Source organism: Pseudomonas sp. A6, assembly GCF_052367875.1.
In the GTDB taxonomy this organism is placed as follows: Bacteria; Pseudomonadota; Gammaproteobacteria; order Pseudomonadales; family Pseudomonadaceae; genus Pseudomonas; species Pseudomonas citronellolis.
In genome coordinates this window covers 5,883,371-5,899,795 of record NZ_CP198970.1, presented here as the reverse complement: position 1 = coordinate 5,899,795, position 16,425 = coordinate 5,883,371, and the positions used below count along the sequence as shown (strand labels likewise).

Below are 16,425 nucleotides of genomic sequence, written 5' to 3'. Positions count from 1 at the left end.
TGGGGCGCCGGGCGCCGTTACCGTTTCGGGTGACCTCTCCGTGCGGGCCGTCTTGGCAGCTCGCTGGTTTTTTCTGCCGGTGTGGCCGGTCTTTTTGTGGTGTTCTTTTGGGTGATTTGGTGTGGGGGGGCGTTAAGAGCCCCTCTCCCCAGCCCTCTCCCTGAAGGGAGAGGGGGTTGTTCGGCGTGAAGGGGCGCCACCTCGCTCGCCGGCTTGCGCGGAGCTTTCCGCTTGCACGGATAGCTCCCTCTCCCTTCAGGGAGAGGGCGGGGGGAGAGGGCTAGGGCTTCGCGCCGGGGTGTCATGGAGTGAGCCTCAATCCGCCTTCACCGGCCGCTTGACCCACACCGGCGACAGCTTGCCGCCCTCGCCGGTGACGTACAGGCACACCACCTCGCCGCGCTCCAGGGTGACGGGCTTCAGGTCGCTGACCTTCTTGCCGCCCTCGAACAGCGCCAGGTTCACCTTCACCGGGTTGATCTCGCGGTCGCCGTGGCTTTGCGGGGCGACGTTGCCGACCACTTCGGTCTTGCCGTCGGCGGTCTTCAGGGTCAGCGCCTGGCCGCTGAGGTTCTGCACCCGCACCAGGGCCTTCTGCTTGTTCTTGAAGGGCGGCTCGGGCACCAGCCTGGGCTGGCCGCCGGGCTGACTGACCAGGGTGTAGTAGGCGTCCGGGTCGAGTTTCACCGGCAGGCTCTGGCTGCCGACCTTGGCGGTGTAGTTGCCCGGCGGGAGGAACTTGAAGTCGCTGGAGCCCAGGGGCGATACGTCGTTGAGCTGGGCGTTGCCGACGCTCACCGAGAGTTCGCTGTTGCCGGCGTTGTAGGCCCGCACGAAGGCCGAACCCTTGGGCGCCTGCGGGCCGTAGAGCGCGGCTTCGCCGGCGTGGGCGCCGAAGGCGGCCAGGCCCAGGGCCAGTGCCAGGGCGGGGGATTTCCAGCCGAGGGTCTTGGAACGAGTCATGGGGTGTACCTCCGTCTTCACTGTTTTCATGGGGCGCGCTGGCGCCCTTGGCGTGGCGCTCAGTGCGCCGCGGTCAGGCCCGGCGGGTTGGCCGCCAGGCGTTCGTCACGGTTGCCGGCCGCGCGCAGCTGGGCCAGCCAGTTCGCATCGAACTGGCTGAGGTCGCTGTGCATCGGCAGGTAGCGTTCGGGGAATTCCCACACCAGCAGGCGCGGCGGCTTCTGCTGGAAGCCCGGGTCCTTGAGCAGTTCGAGCATGGGTTCGAGGGGGCCCTTGCCTTCCTTGGCGTAGTTGATCAGGTCGGTGGACAGCGCCTGCTTGAGGGCGCCGGCGAAGTTCCAGTGGGGGTTGGCGCTGTAGCTGGTGCCCACCAGGGCCACCTGCGGCTCGGCGCTGTCGCCGAACAGGTCGCCGCCGGCCGCCGCGTTGTCTTCGGCCGGGTGGGTCTGGCGCGCCTGCAGCTGGTCCGGCGCCGGCAGCAGTTCGCTGAACAGCGGGTCCAGGGGCAGGAAGGTCAGCAGGTCGCCCTTGTGCGGCGTGGCCTTGCTGGCGTCGGTGATGAAGGTCTGCTGCGGCAGGTCGAGGTTCTGCCCCTCGCGGATGCTCTGGGCCAGGCGCTGGGCCACGGCCTCGGCGCCCAGCGGCGTCCAGTGGGTGTCGGTGCGCAGGAACACCTGGCCGTTGTCCTTGGCCTGCTCCAGGGTGTCCAGCAGCTTGGGCGCGGCCATGCCGGCCTGGCGCGCGCGCTGCAGGAATTCGTCGTACAGGCCGACGTGCAGCTGGGCCGGCTGTTCCTTGCCGATGTACTCGGGGTAGATGCGCGCCTTGGCCGGGATGATCGCCAGCACCAGCTTCACGCCGCGGCGTTCCAGCTCCTGCTGCACGCCGCGCACCAGGGCCCAGTTGTCGTCCAGCTGGGTCTGGCTGGGCGCCGGCTTGAATTCCTCGTCGGTGTACAGCCAGCCGTCCTTGCCGATCACCACGCCCGGGCGGCCTTCGTCGAACAGGGCGTAGTCCAGCGCGGCCCAGAGGTTGGTGCCCAGGCGCTTGATGGGGAACTGGTCGTCGTAGTGGCCTTCGAAGGCGTGGGCCAGCTTGCCGTTGAGCACCGTGGTGCCCTCGGCGGCGGCGAAGCTGGGGAAGGCCTTCAGCGACCAGCCGGCCAGGCCCAGCAGTATCCCGCCGAAGGCGGCGACGTAGGCGTATTGCAGGGGTTTGCTGATTTTGGAAACGTAAGGAGTCGGTTGCATGGTCCGGCCTCGCTCAGAACTGGAAGTAGAGGAAGGGCGAGTAGCTCTGCGCCGAGAGCTTCAGCACCGAGGCGGCGAACAGCGCCAGCAGGGCCACGCGGGTGGCCAGCACGGGCAGTTGGGTGAGCCAGTGCGGGCGGTACACCGCCGCGCCGCTGCGCGAGTAGGCGATGGCCGCCGGGTCGCTCTCGGCATCCTGTGGGCTGCGCGGCTGGGCGCTGGCCGGGCCGTCGGCGGCGACGTCGTCGGTCCTGGCCGCGGCCTTGGGCGCCTTGCTCTGCAGCGGCTGGTTGTAGAACTGGTGCAGGCCGAAGACGGCCAGCACCACGTAGGCCACCACCAGGGTGCCCACCTGCAGGCCGGTGAGGCTGGCGCGGCTCTGCTCGGACAGGCTCCAGTCGCCGAAGCTGAACATGGCTGCGTACATGCGCCAGGCCACGTGCAGGTTCTCGGCGCGGAAGATCACCCAGCCGACGATCACCAGCAGGAAGGTGAAGGCCCACTTCAGCGGGTTGAGCACCCGCGGCGCGGCGTTCACGCCCAGGGCGCGCTCGATGGCCAGCCACACGCCGTGCCAGGCGCCCCAGATGATGTAGGTGACGTTGGCGCCGTGCCACAGGCCGCCCAGCAACATGGTCAGGATCAGGTTGCGGTAGGTCTGGAAGGTGCTGCCGCGGTTGCCGCCCAGGCTGATGTACAGGTAGTCGCGCAGCCAGGTGGACAGGCTGATGTGCCAGCGTCGCCAGAACTCGGTGATGGACTGGCTGATGTAGGGCTGGTTGAAGTTCTCCATGAAGCGGAAGCCCATCATCAGGCCCAGGCCGATGGCCATGTCGCTGTAGCCGGAGAAGTCGAAGTACAGCTGCGCGGTGTAGGCCAGGGCGCCGAGCCAGGCGTCGCCGGTGGTCGGGTCCTGCAGGGCGAAGCAGTGGTCGGCCAGGGCCGCCAGGGTGTCGGCGATGAACACCTTCTTGACGAAGCCCTGCATGAAGCGGGTGCAGCCTTCGGCGAACTTGTCCAGGGTGTGGGTGCGGTGGTTGAACTGGTCCACCAGGTCGCGGAAGCGCAGCACGGGGCCGGCGATCAGGTGCGGGAAGATCGCCACGAAGGCCGCGAAGTCGATGAGGTTGCGCGTGGCCGGGGTGTCGCCGCGGTAGACGTCGATGATGTAGCTGATCGACTCGAAGGTGTAGAAGCTGATGCCGATGGGCAGCAGGATGTGCGTCAGCACGAAGGGCTGCATGCCGAACGAGGTGATGATCTGGTTGAGGCTGTCGACGCCGAAGTTGGCGTACTTGAAGTAGCCCAGCACGGCCAGGTCGACCACCACGCCGAGGATCAGCCAGCGCCTGGCCGCCAGGGTGCGCACGCCGGCGGCGCCGATGCGCAGGCCGATCCAGTAGTTGAACAGGGTCACGCCGGCGAACAGGGCGAGGAAGTCCACCCGCCACCAGGCGTAGAAGACGTAGCTGGCCACCAGCAACAGCAGGTTGCGGTAGCGGTTCCCGCTCAGGTAGTACAGGCCGAGGAAGATCGGCAGGAACAGGAACAGGAACACGTTGGAAGAAAAGACCATTGCCCGTCTCGCTCTGGAGCTTCGTACCCTGGGTGGCTCCAGCCCTTCCGGCGCCGCGTGGCGCGCAAGGAAAAGGCCGGTGTCACCCGCCAGTTCCTCCCCGTTTTGTCGCTAAGGTGGTGCGCCCGCCCGGCGTCTTTACTGCGCTTGGGTCGGGGAGTGGCTGGGTCCGTCTTTGTTGCGGGAGTCAGCCGGTTGTCGCGGTGTCGCTGGGAGGTTCTTGCCCTCTCCCTAACCCTCTCCCTGAAGGGAGAGGGGACTGTTCGGTGCGGTGATGGACTGCGGAGTCAGCCGGTGGCGCTTTTAGCTCCCTCTCCCTTCAGGGCGGGGCGCGCAGCCGAGGGCGGGGGGAGAGGGGGCGGACTTGCCGGCCTGCACCCCACTCCCATTGAGCGCATCAGCTCCCGCCATTCCCGCGGTTGAACACCTTCGTCACATCCCCACCCAGCCGGAAGCTGTTGAACGGCTCCATCTTCCTGCGCCAGTCCTGGGTCTTCGGCGCGCAGCTGTAGAGCGCGCAGTAGGGCTCCAGCCAGGCGAACTTGCTGTTTTCCTTCAGGTCGGTCATGTCCTGGTCGTTGCCGGTCCGGCGGTCGAAGTCCTGCTGGTCGTCCACGCCCTGCATCACCCTTTCGGCCAGGCGTTGCAGGGCGCCGTTGTTTTCCTGGCGCAGGTCCACGCCGTTGACCTGGGCGAAGGCGGCGATCATCGCCAGCGGCGGCAGGCTGTAGTTGTGGTAGGACAGGGCGCGCTGGCGGCGCTTGAGTTCGTTGGGCAGATAGCCCTGGGCGTCGACCTGGCTGGCCGCCACCTTGAATTCGCGCACCGACCAGTCGAACAGGTCGCGGCGGTTGGTCACCACGGCGGTGGACATCACCGACCAGGCGGCCCAGTAGCTGTGGTTGTTGATCTTCTTCAGCGGCAGGTTGCTCCAGTCGCTGACCACCTGGGTACCGAGCTTGCCGAACCACTGTTCGATCTGCGCCGCCTGCTGCGGGTAGGCCGCCAGCGGGCGACTGCTGGAGAACTTCAGGCGCAGGTAGGACGAGGACAGGCTGCCCAGGGCCCATTTGCGCATGGACTTGCCGGTGTGGTTGAAGTCGCCGCTTTCCAGCGCGTCGGCCCGGGCCCAGGTGGTCAGCCAGTTCAGCGCGCAGTCCAGGTCGCCCTTGTGGCCGCTGCGCATGTACTGGGTGATCAGCTTGGTGGTGCCGCGCTCCATGTCGGTGATGTCCTTGATCTGCTCGCGGAACTTGCCCTCGGCGGCCACGTTGAGGGTGGCGCGCGCCGAGTCCGAGCCCTCGTACTTGCTGGTGAACTGCAGCGAGCCGGTGTAGGGCGCGGGCACCGCCGGGCAGCTGTCGGCGTCGCCCTTGCGCTCGCCGACCGCGGCGAAGTAGCCCGGCGGCGGCACCAGGTCGGCGGCCTGGCTGCTCTGCCCGTAGAGGGCGCCGAGGCTGCTCAGGGCCATGGCCGGCCACAGCAGGCGCAGGCCCTTGTTGCGGGAAAGTCGCTGGATGGACATGGATTACCTCCCGGCCACGGTACTGGCGGTGGCCTTGATCTGCGGGGTCTGGCACAGCTTCGCCTCGACCTCGAGGCCGGCCGGCATGTCGTCCGGCGCCTCGATCTCCAGGGAGAGGAACTGCTGGTCCGGCCAGTCCTCGTCGTTGCGCAGTTCGAAGACGTAGCGCCCGCCGGTGTCGACGGCCTTGGACTGCTCGATCTTCAGCTGCTCGCGGCGGCCGTTCATGTACCAGACGGTGTTCTTCAGCTCGTGGATGCCCGGGTCGCTGTAGGTGACGTCGGCGGTGTAGCTGCCGCTGCGGATCGGCAGCGCGCCGCTGTTGAGCAGCACCTCGTTGCGCCCGGCGTGCAGCTTGACCTTGCGGCTGAGCACGGCCTTCTGCTCGGCGCAGCCGTTGGCCACCAGGGGCATGGCCTGGCGGTAGAAGCTCTTCTGCGCCATGTCGTAGTGGGTGGCGAATTCCCAGACCAGGATCTTCGGCGGCTTGTCGTGGAATTCCTTGCTGGTCAGGTAGGCCAGCAGCGAGCTGTCGAAGCCGCCGCCGGAGACGGCGTTGTTGAGGATGTCGACCTTGCCGTACTGCTCCAGGAAGCCGACGAAGTTGTACGCCGGGCCGCTGTTGGAGGTGCCGACCACCGCCACCTGCGGGTCGCCGCCGTCGCCGAACAGGTCGCCGCCGCCGCTGTCGCCCACCGGCTCGGTCTCGAAGCGGTCGACGTACTGCGGCGCGTAGCTGCTGCCGCACAGCTGCGCGGCGGCCTTGTGGAAGGTGCCGAGCTTGGACAGCAGGCCCACGCGCTTGCTTTCGAATTCCTTCTTCGGGATGTCGGCGTAGGCGGGCATCTCCTTCAGGGTTTCGGCGGCGATCTTCGCGCTGCGCATGGCGCCGTAGGGCGTCCAGTGGTGGTCGCCCTTGAAGTAGTAGGGGTGGGCTTCCTTCTCGTCGAACAGCGGCGAGAAGTCCGGGGTGTAGATGCCGGCCTCGCGGAACTTGGCGACGGTCGCCAGGTAGTTCTTCTTCGCCAGTTCGTAGTTGAACGCGGCCTTCTCCTCGGGGCTGAGCTTCTCGCGGTTGATGAGGCCGCGGGTGGGCTGGTAGACCACCATCAGCTCGACGCCGCGGCGCTTGAGCGCCTCGTTCAGCGCCTTGAGTTCGCGCCAGCCCTCGGGCGTGGTGCCGAAGTCGGTGCGCAGGTCGTAGGTGGTGCGGAACAGCCAGTCTTCCTGGGCCGGCACCAGGTGGGTGAAGAAGCCCAGGTACTTGGTGTTGTAGGCCTTGTCGTCGGCCGCGGCCGGGCACAGGCCGGCCGCGGGCAGGGCGCTGTAGGTCGGCGCGCCGGCGTCGGCGGCGCCCGCAGCAAGAATACCGTGGGCCAGCAGCAGGCCGGCGGCCAGAGTCGACAGGCGCAGCAGACGATGGGGGCGGATGGTCATGGTACGGGTCCTCAATTCTGCAGTTCGGCCTGGCTTTCCACGGGGTCGATCAGCACGGCGCGCTGCTGGCGCACGAGCAGGTCGAGGATCTGGTCCTGCTTCTCGCCGAGCACGCCGTTGAAGCTGATGCCCGAGGATTTGGTCGGGCCGAGCATGGCCACCTTGTAGAGTTCCAGCGACAGCGGCGAGTCCACCGACAGCGGCCCGGAACCGTTGCCCACCAGCTTGCCGCCGACCACGATGAGCGACACCTTGGTGTCGAAGGGGTCGAGGTCGATGTTGCGGTCGGTGTTGGACAGGTCCTTGATGTGCCCGTACACGCCGATCAGCTTGTTGCCGGCGGCGAGGTTCTCGTACAGGCGGATGTTCACGCTGTTGCGGATGCGGATGCCGTGGCGCCGGTTGCCCAGCACCTGGTTGCCGTAGATCAGGTTGTCGCCGCTCTCGTACAGGGTGATGCCGTCGGAGTGGTTGCGGTACACCTCGTTGTAGGCCACCAGGTTGCGCTCGGAATTACGGTCCAGGACGATCCCGGAGAGGTGGTTGTCGTAGGTCCTGTTGTGGAAGATCCAGCTGTCGTTGACCTCGCGCGAGACGATGATGCCGTGCTTCTTCCTGGTCCCGTGCACGGTGTTCTCGGCGATGATCAGGCGGTGCGAGCGGTCGTGGGGGTCGATGCCGTAGATGACGTTGTCGCGGTAGGTGTTGCCGCGCACCACCAGGTCGTCGGCCTCGTAGCAGTAGAAGCCGTACCAGTTGTCGACGAAGGTCGAGCCGATCACCCAGCCCTTGGGCCGCGGGCGCTTCATGGTCTTGTCCATGCCCGGGCTGTACTGCGAGATGGAGATGCCGTAGGCCTTGGAGGCGTTGTAGCCGAAGCTTTGGAAGGTGCTGTCGACCAGGTAGGCCTCGGCGCCGCCCCAGGAGATCAGGAAGGGGCGGAACTCGTTGGGGCTCTTGAACCAGGCCGGCTCGCCTTTCGCCTCGTTCCAGGCTGTGACCTTGGTGTCGCGGATGAACAGCTTGCCGTCGTTGACCAGGAAGGCGCCGCGGTCCTGGGACAGGCGCAGTTCCTTGACCTTGCCGTCGATCTCCAGGGTCGCGCCCTGGCTGACCACGATGGGCAGGCGGGCGACGTACACGCCGGGCTCGACCTGCTCCAGCGCCTTGCCGAGCTTGCCGGCCAGCTGCGCGAGGTTGACGTAGCCGCCCTCGATGAAGATGGCCTGGGGCATCTGCCGCTGGCGCTTGACCCACTCGGCCAGGCGGTTCTGCCCGCCGGTGAATTCCTTCAGCGGCTGCTGCTGCACCATGCGCTGCACCACGGCCTTGCCGCCGGGCTTGCGCACGATCTTCTTCGCCACCGCCTCGGCGGTGTAGCCGGAGAGGTCGGGCAGCTTCGGCGGGTCCAGGTGCAGCGGGCCCTCGGGCAGCGCGGTGACCGTGTAGTTGCCGGTTTCCTTGAGGCCCTGGACGTGGCCGGGCTGGTTGGCCGGCGAGGGCTGCTCGCTGGCCTCGGCGTCCTTGGCGTTGGCCGCCGGGGTCGAGGCCCAGGCGGGGCCCGTGGCGACCAGCAGGCCGCCGAGCAGCAGGGCGGCCAGGGGGAGCGGATGGCGGTTCATGATGGGTTCTCCCTGTGGGCGTGGAGCCGGAAGGCGCTGGGCTCCCGCGTGCGCGGGAGTGACGGTCGCCGGGCGGGGGATGCGAACCCCCGCGCTCCCCGTGCCCGTTCGCACGCGGGAGGGGTTTTCCGTCATCCCCGCGAACGCGGGGAACCAGTGACTGCCAGCTCGCATCGCCCTGATCCTCAGAAGCGCCAGATGAAATCGACGAAGGCGTGGTGCATCGTCGAGTCGACGTGGCTGCCGTAGGCGTCGCCGGGTTTGAAAACGCCGCCGCGGAAGCGCACCAGGGCCGAGGGCTCGTCGATGTACTGGCTCATCGAGGCGGGCAGCAGGCCCTGCTTGAAGTACTTGGTGACCACCAGGTCGACTTCCTGGCCGATGTCCTTGGAGTTGTTCTCCAGGGGCGCGGTGATGCCGCTGTTGCCGATGTCCGAGTCGCCGTCCACGCGCCAGAACTTGTGGTACACCACGCTTGCGTCGTAGTCGTCGCGCAGCTGCCAGGCGCCGAACACGGTGGCGTCCTGCAGGTTGGAGAGTTCGCCGCGGAAGGCCTCGCCGAAGCGGTGCACGCGGGCGCGGGTGCCGGTGAAGTTGGAGCGGTTGCTCTGCAGGCCGGTCTGTTCGTACTGGTCTTCGCCGTCGTGGCCGCCGCCGCTGCCGCGGGCGTAGCCGACACCGGCGCGCCACTGCTCGTCGATGTTCCAGCGCAGGCCCAGGTCGACGCCGTAGGCGTTGACGTCGCCGCTCTGCTTGCCGGTGGCCACGCGCTCGCCGTCCACCGCGGCGCTGGTCAGGCGGTCGCGGTTGCCGGTCAGCCAGGTGGCGCTGGCCCAGTAGTTCAGCGGCATCTGCGAGCGGTAGTTGTAGCCGTCGCCGTTGGCCTCGATGCCGACCCAGGTGAGGTCGCCGGTGGAGCGCTTGTCCAGCGAGTCGATGGTCTCGCCCGCATCCGGCAGGTTGCCGCTGTCATCGCTGTGGTGCAGGCGCAGGCCCACCCAGTGGTGTGGCGCCCATTGCGTGGAGATGTCGCCGAAGACGTGGGTGCGGTCCTCGTCTTCCGGCGCCAGGTCGGTGATGTCGGTGCGGTACTCGGAGAAGCGCTGGGCGGCGCCCAGGTGGGCGCGCAGCAGGGTGGTGTCGAAGGTCCAGTTCAGCGCCTCGATATTGGTGTCCTGCCACATGCCGCTGTCGTCGCGCAGGCGCTGGCGGCCGAAGCGCAGGTGCTCGCCGGGGTACTGGGTGAGGCCGGCGTAGTCCACCCAGAACTCGCGCAGGGCGAGGTAGGCGTCGTCGGGCTCGCGCTTGTGGTCGCTGCTGTCGCGGCCGCTGGCGTCGACTTCGTCGGACTGCAGGGTGTCGGTCTGGATGGTGTCGGTGGCGGCCACCGCCTGGCCCATCACGTAGGCGCTCCACTGGCCCCACTGGCCGAAGGCCCAGGGCCGCAGGTCGATGCCGATGCCGTTGAGGTCGCCGCCGTGGGCGGTGCCCAGGTCGCGATCGTCCTCGGACTCGGCGGTGATCTTGATGTCGATGCCGTAGTTCTTGGGCGGCGTGTCGTCGGCCCAGGCGCCGGCGGCGAACAGGGTGCCGGCCAGGCTCATGCCGGCGCCGAGCATCGCCGGGAACAGCCGGGCGCGGCGGATGGCGCGGGCCAGGCGGATCGGTTGGAACAGCGGGGCGGAGGTCGGGTCGGGGCGCTTCATAGGCTTTCTTGTTCCTGTTCGTTCTGCATGAGGCTGACGGTGGCCTGCCAGTTGGCGCCGCGGGCCTGTTCCTCGCGCTTGAGCAGCTGCTGCGCCTGGCTCAGTTCGGCCGGCTGCAGCTGCGGTTGCAGTTCGCTCATCAGGTCGCCGGCCTGGGGTATCTGCTGGCGCTGCGCCAGGGTGCCGAAGACGTAGGCGTTGACGCGGTTGGGCTGTACGCCGCGGCCTTGCGACCAGAGCTGGGCCAGGGCCATGTCGGCGCTGGCCTGGCCCGCGCGGGCGGCGATCAGCAGGTGGTCGGCGGCCTTCTGCGGGTAGACCTTGCCGAGGAAGCCGCGGCGGTAGATCTGCCCCAGGTAGTAGTGCGCCTGGGGTTCGCTGGCGGCGGCCTTGAGCAGGTGCTGCTCGGCCTTCTGCGGGTCCTGGGGCATCCACTTGCCGTCGTAGTACAGGCGCCCGAGCAGCAGCTCGGCGCGCGGCTGGGCGGCGTCCTGGGCTTTCTTCAGGTAGTCGAGCATCTGCTCGACGTCGCCCAGCTCGGGGTAGTCGTACTGCAGCTTGGCGAGGTCGACCCAGGCCGCGGGGTAGGTCGGCGCCAGTTCGCCGAGCAGGGCCTGGGCGGTCTGCGGGTCGGGCTTGCCGAGGTCGGCGTCGGCCAGCACCTGGGCCACCGATTCCACCCGCTCCGGCGGCACCCGGCCGGCCTTGTACGCGGCGCGCAGGCGGTCGAGGTGGGCCTTCTGCTTGTCCGCGTCGCCCTGCACCTGGTACACGGTGGCCAGCTCCATCCAGCACACGTCCATGCGCGTCAGCCAGCGCTGGCAGACCTGCTCGATCTCGCCCAGGTGCTGGTTGTAGGTGCCCTGGGTGCGGTACAGGATGATCTGCGCCAGGTCCGCCTGGGGCAGGCCCTGGGCGCGCCACTGGTCGATGCGCTGCTGCGGGTTGACCCCCGGCCAGGCCTGCGGGTACTGCAGGTAGAGCACGATCAGCGGCACCAGGGCGCTGTCCTCGCCTTCGTTGAAGGCGCGGTTGAGCAGTTGCTCGGCCTCGCGGTGCTCGGCGTCGGTGGCGCCGGGCTTGGCTGCCAGCCACTTGCCCAGGCGCGCGCGGGCCCGCGGCGAGGTCTCGGCGGCGTCGCGGTAGAGCTTCTCTGCCTTGGCCTGGGCCGCGCTGTCGCCGCTGGCGGCCTGCATGTCGGCCAGGCCGATCTGCGCGTCGGTGTAGCCGAGGGTGGCCAGGGCCTGGTAGTTGGCCTGGGCGGTGGCGATGTCGCCGCGGGCCATGGCTTCGTCGGCCAGGCGCTGGTCCGGCAGGCCGGCGCAGCCGGCGGCCAGGCCGATGGCCAGGGCCAGGGCGGCGCCGCGCAGCGGATGGTGGGCGATGGCGTTCATGCTTGGGTCCTCAGCGCGCGGTGGCCATGGCCATGGCCTTGTTCAGCAGGGTGCGGCCGGGCAGGCCGCCGATGCTGACTTCCGCCGGGCGCCCGGCGAGCTGGCTGTCCAGCGGCTGGTCGGGCTGGATCTGCGCGCGGATTTCCGACGACAGGTCGCCGTCCACCGGCGCGGTGCGCAGGATGCGGCCGCTGCGCACTTCGCTGTCGCCGGCGATCTGGAAGTGCACCTGGGTGCCCGGTGAGAGTTCGGCGGCGTTGCGGTAGGCGAAGCGCGCCTCGACGGTGGCGCTGGCCTCGCGCGGGGCCAGGGTGAAGATCACGTCGCCCTTGTTGGCGTACTGGCCGTTGGCGACGCGCTGCTCGATCACCCGGCAGTCGCAGGGGCTGGTGAGGGTGCCCTTGAGCTGGTGGCCGAAGAGCTTCTCGATGTTGCCGGGGTTGAGCTGCTCGTCGGACAGGTTGCCCTTGAGCAGGTCCAGCAGGCTGGTGGAGAAGGTGGCGATGGGCGCGCCCTTGGCCACTTCGGCGTCCATCTGCACCAGGCTGTCGACGGTGCCCTCGCGGGGCATGGTGATCTGCTGGGCGGGGATGTTGACCACGCCGGAGTCGGCATGGGTGACGAAGTACAGGTTGTACAGCTGGTTGAGGATGAAGGCGAAGGCGCCGACGCCGACCACGAAGATGGCGGTGCTCAGGGTCACCGCGCGGATGCGCCCGAAGAAGCCCATGCCGCCGCCGGCGCCGCCGTGCTTGCGGGCCTTGGTGAAGTTCTCGCGCTGCAGGGTGTTGAGCATGTCGCCGACGCTGACCACCTCGCCGGCCAGGTACGCGGTGATCAGGTAGCGCAGGGCGGCGACCTCGCGCGGCTTCAGGTGCTGGAACTCGCAGCCGGTGCGGCGGCTGTCCGGGTCGAAGGAGCGCACCTGGAACTCCACTTCCAGGGCGAAGCTGATGCTGTCGATCTGGAACAGCAGCTTGCCCTTGTGCAGGTCGCCGACCTGGATCGGCGCGCCGCTGGCGGTGAAGGCGAAGCCGCCGGCGGAAAGGTCCAAGAGCCTTGCGTCGACGCCCTCGCGGTGGGCGCCGATGTAGCGGATGCGCGCGGGCAGCTTGACCCGCGCGTGCTGGCGCTGGGCTTCGGATTCGTGCACGACGTTGACGTTGACGGCGGTATTCATGAAGTCGGTCCTATGTTCGAAACGGGTCGGATCGGCCGCGGGCCGGTTGCTCAAGGGGTCATACGATCGTCAGGAGTACGGCGACGAACACACTGGCGGCAGAGAAGGTCATGGCGCGCGAGGACCAGGTGTTGAACCAGCGCTGGTAGCTGTTCAGGCCGCGGTCGAGCTTGGTGCTCTGGCGCGTCCAGGACTGCTGGTCGAGGCGGAAGAACACGTAGATCTTCACCAGGGCGCCGACGATCTGGTTGTAATAGAGGATCAGCGGGTAGGCCGGGCCGATCGGGTGGCCGGACAGCGACAGCAGCAGGGTGAGGATCAGGCGGGTGATGCCGATCCACAGCAGGTACACCAGCAGGAAGGTGATGCTGTACTTGATGCTGGCGATGATCGCCGCCACCAGGCCCAGCAGGCAGGTCCACATGGACAGGCGCTGGTCGAACAGCACCACCGTGGTGAACCAGCCCAGGCGCCGCGGGCCCAGGCCCAGGGCGCGGGAGTTCTGCCGCAGGTTGTTGCCGTACCAGCGGAACATCAGCTTGCGGCTGGCCTTGACGAAGCTCTTCTCCGGCGGGTGCTCGACGGTGTTGATGGCTGCGTCCGGCACGTAGAAGGTGTCGTAGCCCAGGCGCATCAGGCTGTACCAGCTGGACTTGTCGTCGCCGGTGAGGAACTGGAAGCGCCCCAGGCGCCAGTGGTCCAGGTGGTCGGCCTCGACGTCGGCGATGAAGTCGGGGTCGGTGACCACGGCGGCGCGGAACACCGACATGCGCCCGGTCATGGTCAGCACGCGCTTGGACAGGGCCATGGAGCACATGTTGATGTGGCGCTGGGCGAAGCGCAGCTTGTGCCACTGGCTCATCACGTAGCCGCCCTGCACCTCGCAGAATTCGTTGGTGGTCAGGCCGCCGACCTGGGGGAACAGCTTGAACCAGCGCACCGTGGCCTGGACCACGCCGGGTTCGAGCACGGTGTCGCCGTCGATCACCGCCACCACCGAGCCTTCGTCGGGCATGTGCCGGGAGATGGCGCGGAAGCCGTGGGCCAGGCCGTCGCGCTTGCCGGTGCCGGGGATGCGCACGAAGTCCAGCTTCACGTGGGTGGGCGGGTTGAGCTTCTGCCACTGCTGCTTGATCAGCACCTGGTCGGACATCTCGACGATGGAGCAGACCACGGTGGTCGGGTAGCCGCAGGCGATGGCCTCCTGGATCACCGAGCGGTAGACCATGGAGGTGGTCATGGCGTCGATGCGGAAACTGGTGACCATCAGGTAGACGTGGGACGGGTCCGCCGCCTTGCCGAGCTTGCGCAGGCGCCGCTTGTAGTGCGGGTAGACGACGTGCAGGAAGAGCATGCCGCGCAGGAAGTGCAGACCGCCCATGGAATAGCGCCAGATGCCCACCGCGCCGATGATCAGCAGGAAGTCGCGGGCATTGGGGTCGAACACCGTGGGGGGCACGATCAGCGCCAGGCCCATCAGCAGGCAGAGGAAGGCCAGCCAGCCGGTGGCTTCGCCGAGGGCTCGTTTGTATGCGTCCATGGTCAGGTCCGTCAGTCGCGTCTTGGCTTCGTGGGAACAGGTGGGCTCCCGTAGGAGCGAGCTTGCTCGCGAACCGCCCCGGCACCGGTACCGCCGGGAGGAGCGTTCGCGAGCAAGCTCGCTCCTACGAAGAGCCGGCAGCGCTTACCAGCAGATGCCTTCGGCGCGCTCGTCGGAGCCGTGGGACATGAAGCCGATCAGGTCGACCACCTTCTTGCCCTGCGGCGCCTGGTTCACCACGTCGACGAACAGCTCGTCGCCGTTGCCCAGCACCAGCACGTCGGAGGTCTTCACCACCTGGTCGAGGTCGGAGACCAGCAGCGAGGAGACGTGGGGGATCTTCGACTCGATGTACTCCTTGTTCGCGCCGTGGACGCGGGCGTACTCGACGTTGCGGTCGAAGATCTGCAGCTCGTAGCCCTTGCCGATGAGCATCTCGGCCAGCTCCACCAGCGGGCTCTCGCGCAGGTCGTCGGTGCCGGACTTGAACGACAGGCCGAGCAGGCCGACCTTGCGGCTGCCGTGGGCGGTGATGATCTCGAAGGCCTTCTGCACCTGGTAGGCGTTGCTGCGCATGATCGAGCCGATCATCGGGTGCTCGACGTCCAGCTGGCCGGCGCGGTAGGTGAGGGCGCGCACGTCCTTGGGCAGGCAGGAACCGCCGAAGGCGAAGCCGGGCTTCATGTAGTAGCGCGACAGGTTCAGCTTGCGGTCCTGGCAGACCACGTCCATCACCTCGCGGCCGTCGACGCCGACAGCCTTGGCGATGTTGCCGATCTCGTTGGCGAAGGTGACCTTGGCGGCGTGCCAGACGTTGCAGGTGTACTTGATCATCTCCGCGACTTCGATGGACTTGCGGATGATCGGCGCGTCCAGCTCGCGGTAGATTTCCTCCAGCAGGTCGCCGGTCTGCGCGTCCAGCTCGCCGATGACGGTCATGGGCGGGAAGTCGTAGTCCTTGATCGCGGTGCTCTCGCGCAGGAACTCGGGGTTGGTGCCCACGCCGAAGTCGACGCCGGCCTTCTTGCCCGAGCAGTCCTCGATGATCGGGATCACCACGTTCTTCACGGTGCCCGGCAGCACGGTGCTGCGCACCACCACCGTGTGGCGGCCGGCCTTCTCGCGGATGGCGTAGCCGATCTCGCGGCAGACGCTCTCGATGTAGCCCAGGTCTAGGTCGCCGTTCTTCTTGCTCGGGGTGCCGACGCAGATGAAGGAGACGTCGCTGTCCAGCACCGCCTGCTTGAAGTCGGTGGTGCCCGACAGCCGCGAGGTGCGGATGCCCTGTTCCAGCAGGGGCTCCAGCCCCGGTTCGACGATGGGCGACTTGCCGCGGTTGATCAGGTCGATCTTGGTGGTGGAAACGTCCACGCCGATCACTTCGTGACCACGGGCGGACAGGCAACCGGCGCATACTGCACCGACGTAGCCAAGACCAAAGATGCTGATACGCATCGTATTCACCTCTGCTTTGTCGAGCTGTTAAAAGTTGGCCTTCTGGCCAATTCCCTTTTGCTGCGGCGCCCCTGTCAGGCGCGCCGCTTCAGGCAGTCCGTGAGTGACTCGAATTTTCTGCACTCAATTCGGGCAGAATTCCGCGGTATGCACTTTAATGTTTCAGGGTGATTGCAAAGTTAGAACTAATTGCACTCTTCTGATGCGCTAAAGTTTGCCTTGGAGTTCTGCATTAATTTCATAACTCATTGAAATTATTCAGGTTGAACGAGTCCCTCGAGCAGCGCTCGATGCGTTTTCGAAAAACCTGGTTATGGGCAACAAACCCATGATGGGCGTTGCGGAAGTAGGATGTTCGAGGCCGCTCGATAGTTCCTGCCACCCATCCTGAGGGGTAATCGGAATTAAATATCCAATCGCCATCAAATAAGGCGCTTTTGATATCAAGCTGAAACACGATTGTCGTTTTTGGCGGACTTGCAAAATGCAAGGATTGGAAAAAGTTCCGCGGTGATTCAGCCGTTTTACACTTCGTTCAGCTGCCGTTCAGGATGTCGGGGAGGGTGTTTCAAGGTATTTCGTGCAACTTGCAATCGTGAATTGCATGTAATGGCGGGGTGCTTTTAATGGCCAATGGATTACATGCGCGATGGCAAAAAAGGCGCTTTTCTGCCGTGGTGATGGCGCGCGGGGGCGAGAAAAATTTTTGCAAAGCCAGCGCGGTTGCCGACGAACGGTAGCAGTACCCGTTTTCGGCGTGTGGGTAAGAAGGCGGGA

The 16,425-nt window shown here is 67.1% G+C and carries 11 protein-coding genes; all 11 read right to left on the bottom strand.

Annotated features, from left to right (window positions below; translation table 11 throughout):
• Nucleotides 1-315 precede the first annotated feature (315 nt).
• On the bottom strand, nucleotides 316-993 hold the full coding sequence (gene algF / locus ACTWJ5_RS25865; protein ID WP_099049081.1) for an alginate O-acetyltransferase AlgF: 678 nt from the start codon (nucleotides 991-993) through the stop codon (nucleotides 316-318).
• A gap of 29 nt (nucleotides 994-1,022) precedes the next feature.
• Complete coding sequence (locus ACTWJ5_RS25860; protein WP_444436813.1) at nucleotides 1,023-2,213, bottom strand: alginate O-acetyltransferase; 1,191 nt, start codon at nucleotides 2,211-2,213, stop codon at nucleotides 1,023-1,025.
• Nucleotides 2,214-2,226: 13 nt separating this feature from the next.
• Complete coding sequence (locus ACTWJ5_RS25855) at nucleotides 2,227-3,789, bottom strand: MBOAT family O-acyltransferase (protein ID WP_444436812.1); 1,563 nt, start codon at nucleotides 3,787-3,789, stop codon at nucleotides 2,227-2,229.
• 397 nt (nucleotides 3,790-4,186) lie between these two features.
• Nucleotides 4,187-5,260, bottom strand: coding sequence for a mannuronate-specific alginate lyase (locus tag ACTWJ5_RS25850; RefSeq protein WP_444439659.1), 1,074 nt, complete (start codon nucleotides 5,258-5,260; stop codon nucleotides 4,187-4,189).
• Between the two features lie 57 nt (nucleotides 5,261-5,317).
• Nucleotides 5,318-6,751, bottom strand: coding sequence for an alginate O-acetyltransferase (locus ACTWJ5_RS25845; protein ID WP_301500152.1), 1,434 nt, complete (start codon nucleotides 6,749-6,751; stop codon nucleotides 5,318-5,320).
• Between the two features lie 11 nt (nucleotides 6,752-6,762).
• Nucleotides 6,763-8,373 (bottom strand): mannuronan 5-epimerase AlgG, encoded by a 1,611-nt coding sequence (gene algG, locus ACTWJ5_RS25840; RefSeq protein ID WP_444436811.1) that lies wholly within the window; start codon nucleotides 8,371-8,373, stop codon nucleotides 6,763-6,765.
• Nucleotides 8,374-8,558: 185 nt separating this feature from the next.
• The gene (locus tag ACTWJ5_RS25835) at nucleotides 8,559-9,992 is read right to left on the bottom strand and encodes an alginate export family protein (RefSeq protein WP_436278227.1); all 1,434 of its coding nucleotides are present in this window, start codon (nucleotides 9,990-9,992) and stop codon (nucleotides 8,559-8,561) included.
• Between the two features lie 83 nt (nucleotides 9,993-10,075).
• Nucleotides 10,076-11,473 carry an alginate biosynthesis TPR repeat lipoprotein AlgK gene (gene algK, locus ACTWJ5_RS25830; protein ID WP_074984579.1) on the bottom strand — a complete coding sequence of 466 codons (1,398 nt, stop codon included), beginning with the start codon at nucleotides 11,471-11,473 and terminating at the stop codon, nucleotides 10,076-10,078.
• A 10-nt stretch (nucleotides 11,474-11,483) separates the two neighbouring features.
• The gene (locus ACTWJ5_RS25825) at nucleotides 11,484-12,653 is read right to left on the bottom strand and encodes an alginate biosynthesis protein Alg44 (protein WP_444436810.1); all 1,170 of its coding nucleotides are present in this window, start codon (nucleotides 12,651-12,653) and stop codon (nucleotides 11,484-11,486) included.
• A gap of 58 nt (nucleotides 12,654-12,711) precedes the next feature.
• Nucleotides 12,712-14,193, bottom strand: coding sequence for a mannuronan synthase (gene alg8, locus ACTWJ5_RS25820; RefSeq protein WP_249918973.1), 1,482 nt, complete (start codon nucleotides 14,191-14,193; stop codon nucleotides 12,712-12,714).
• Nucleotides 14,194-14,337: 144 nt separating this feature from the next.
• A complete protein-coding gene (gene algD / locus ACTWJ5_RS25815; RefSeq protein WP_043312658.1) occupies nucleotides 14,338-15,648 on the bottom strand; it encodes a GDP-mannose 6-dehydrogenase in 1,311 nt (436 codons plus the stop codon).
• Nucleotides 15,649-16,425 lie beyond the last annotated feature (777 nt).

Coding starts and splice junctions, on each gene's coding strand:
- algF (WP_099049081.1), bottom strand. CDS start 993: ATGAAAACAGTGAAGACGGAGGTACACCCCATGACTCGTTCCAAGACC.
- ACTWJ5_RS25860 (WP_444436813.1), bottom strand. CDS start 2,213: ATGCAACCGACTCCTTACGTTTCCAAAATCAGCAAACCCCTGCAATAC.
- ACTWJ5_RS25855 (WP_444436812.1), bottom strand. CDS start 3,789: ATGGTCTTTTCTTCCAACGTGTTCCTGTTCCTGTTCCTGCCGATCTTC.
- ACTWJ5_RS25850 (WP_444439659.1), bottom strand. CDS start 5,260: ATGGCCCTGAGCAGCCTCGGCGCCCTCTACGGGCAGAGCAGCCAGGCC.
- ACTWJ5_RS25845 (WP_301500152.1), bottom strand. CDS start 6,751: ATGACCATCCGCCCCCATCGTCTGCTGCGCCTGTCGACTCTGGCCGCC.
- algG (WP_444436811.1), bottom strand. CDS start 8,373: ATGAACCGCCATCCGCTCCCCCTGGCCGCCCTGCTGCTCGGCGGCCTG.
- ACTWJ5_RS25835 (WP_436278227.1), bottom strand. CDS start 9,992: ATGCTCGGCGCCGGCATGAGCCTGGCCGGCACCCTGTTCGCCGCCGGC.
- algK (WP_074984579.1), bottom strand. CDS start 11,473: ATGAACGCCATCGCCCACCATCCGCTGCGCGGCGCCGCCCTGGCCCTG.
- ACTWJ5_RS25825 (WP_444436810.1), bottom strand. CDS start 12,653: ATGAATACCGCCGTCAACGTCAACGTCGTGCACGAATCCGAAGCCCAG.
- alg8 (WP_249918973.1), bottom strand. CDS start 14,193: ATGGACGCATACAAACGAGCCCTCGGCGAAGCCACCGGCTGGCTGGCC.
- algD (WP_043312658.1), bottom strand. CDS start 15,648: ATGCGTATCAGCATCTTTGGTCTTGGCTACGTCGGTGCAGTATGCGCC.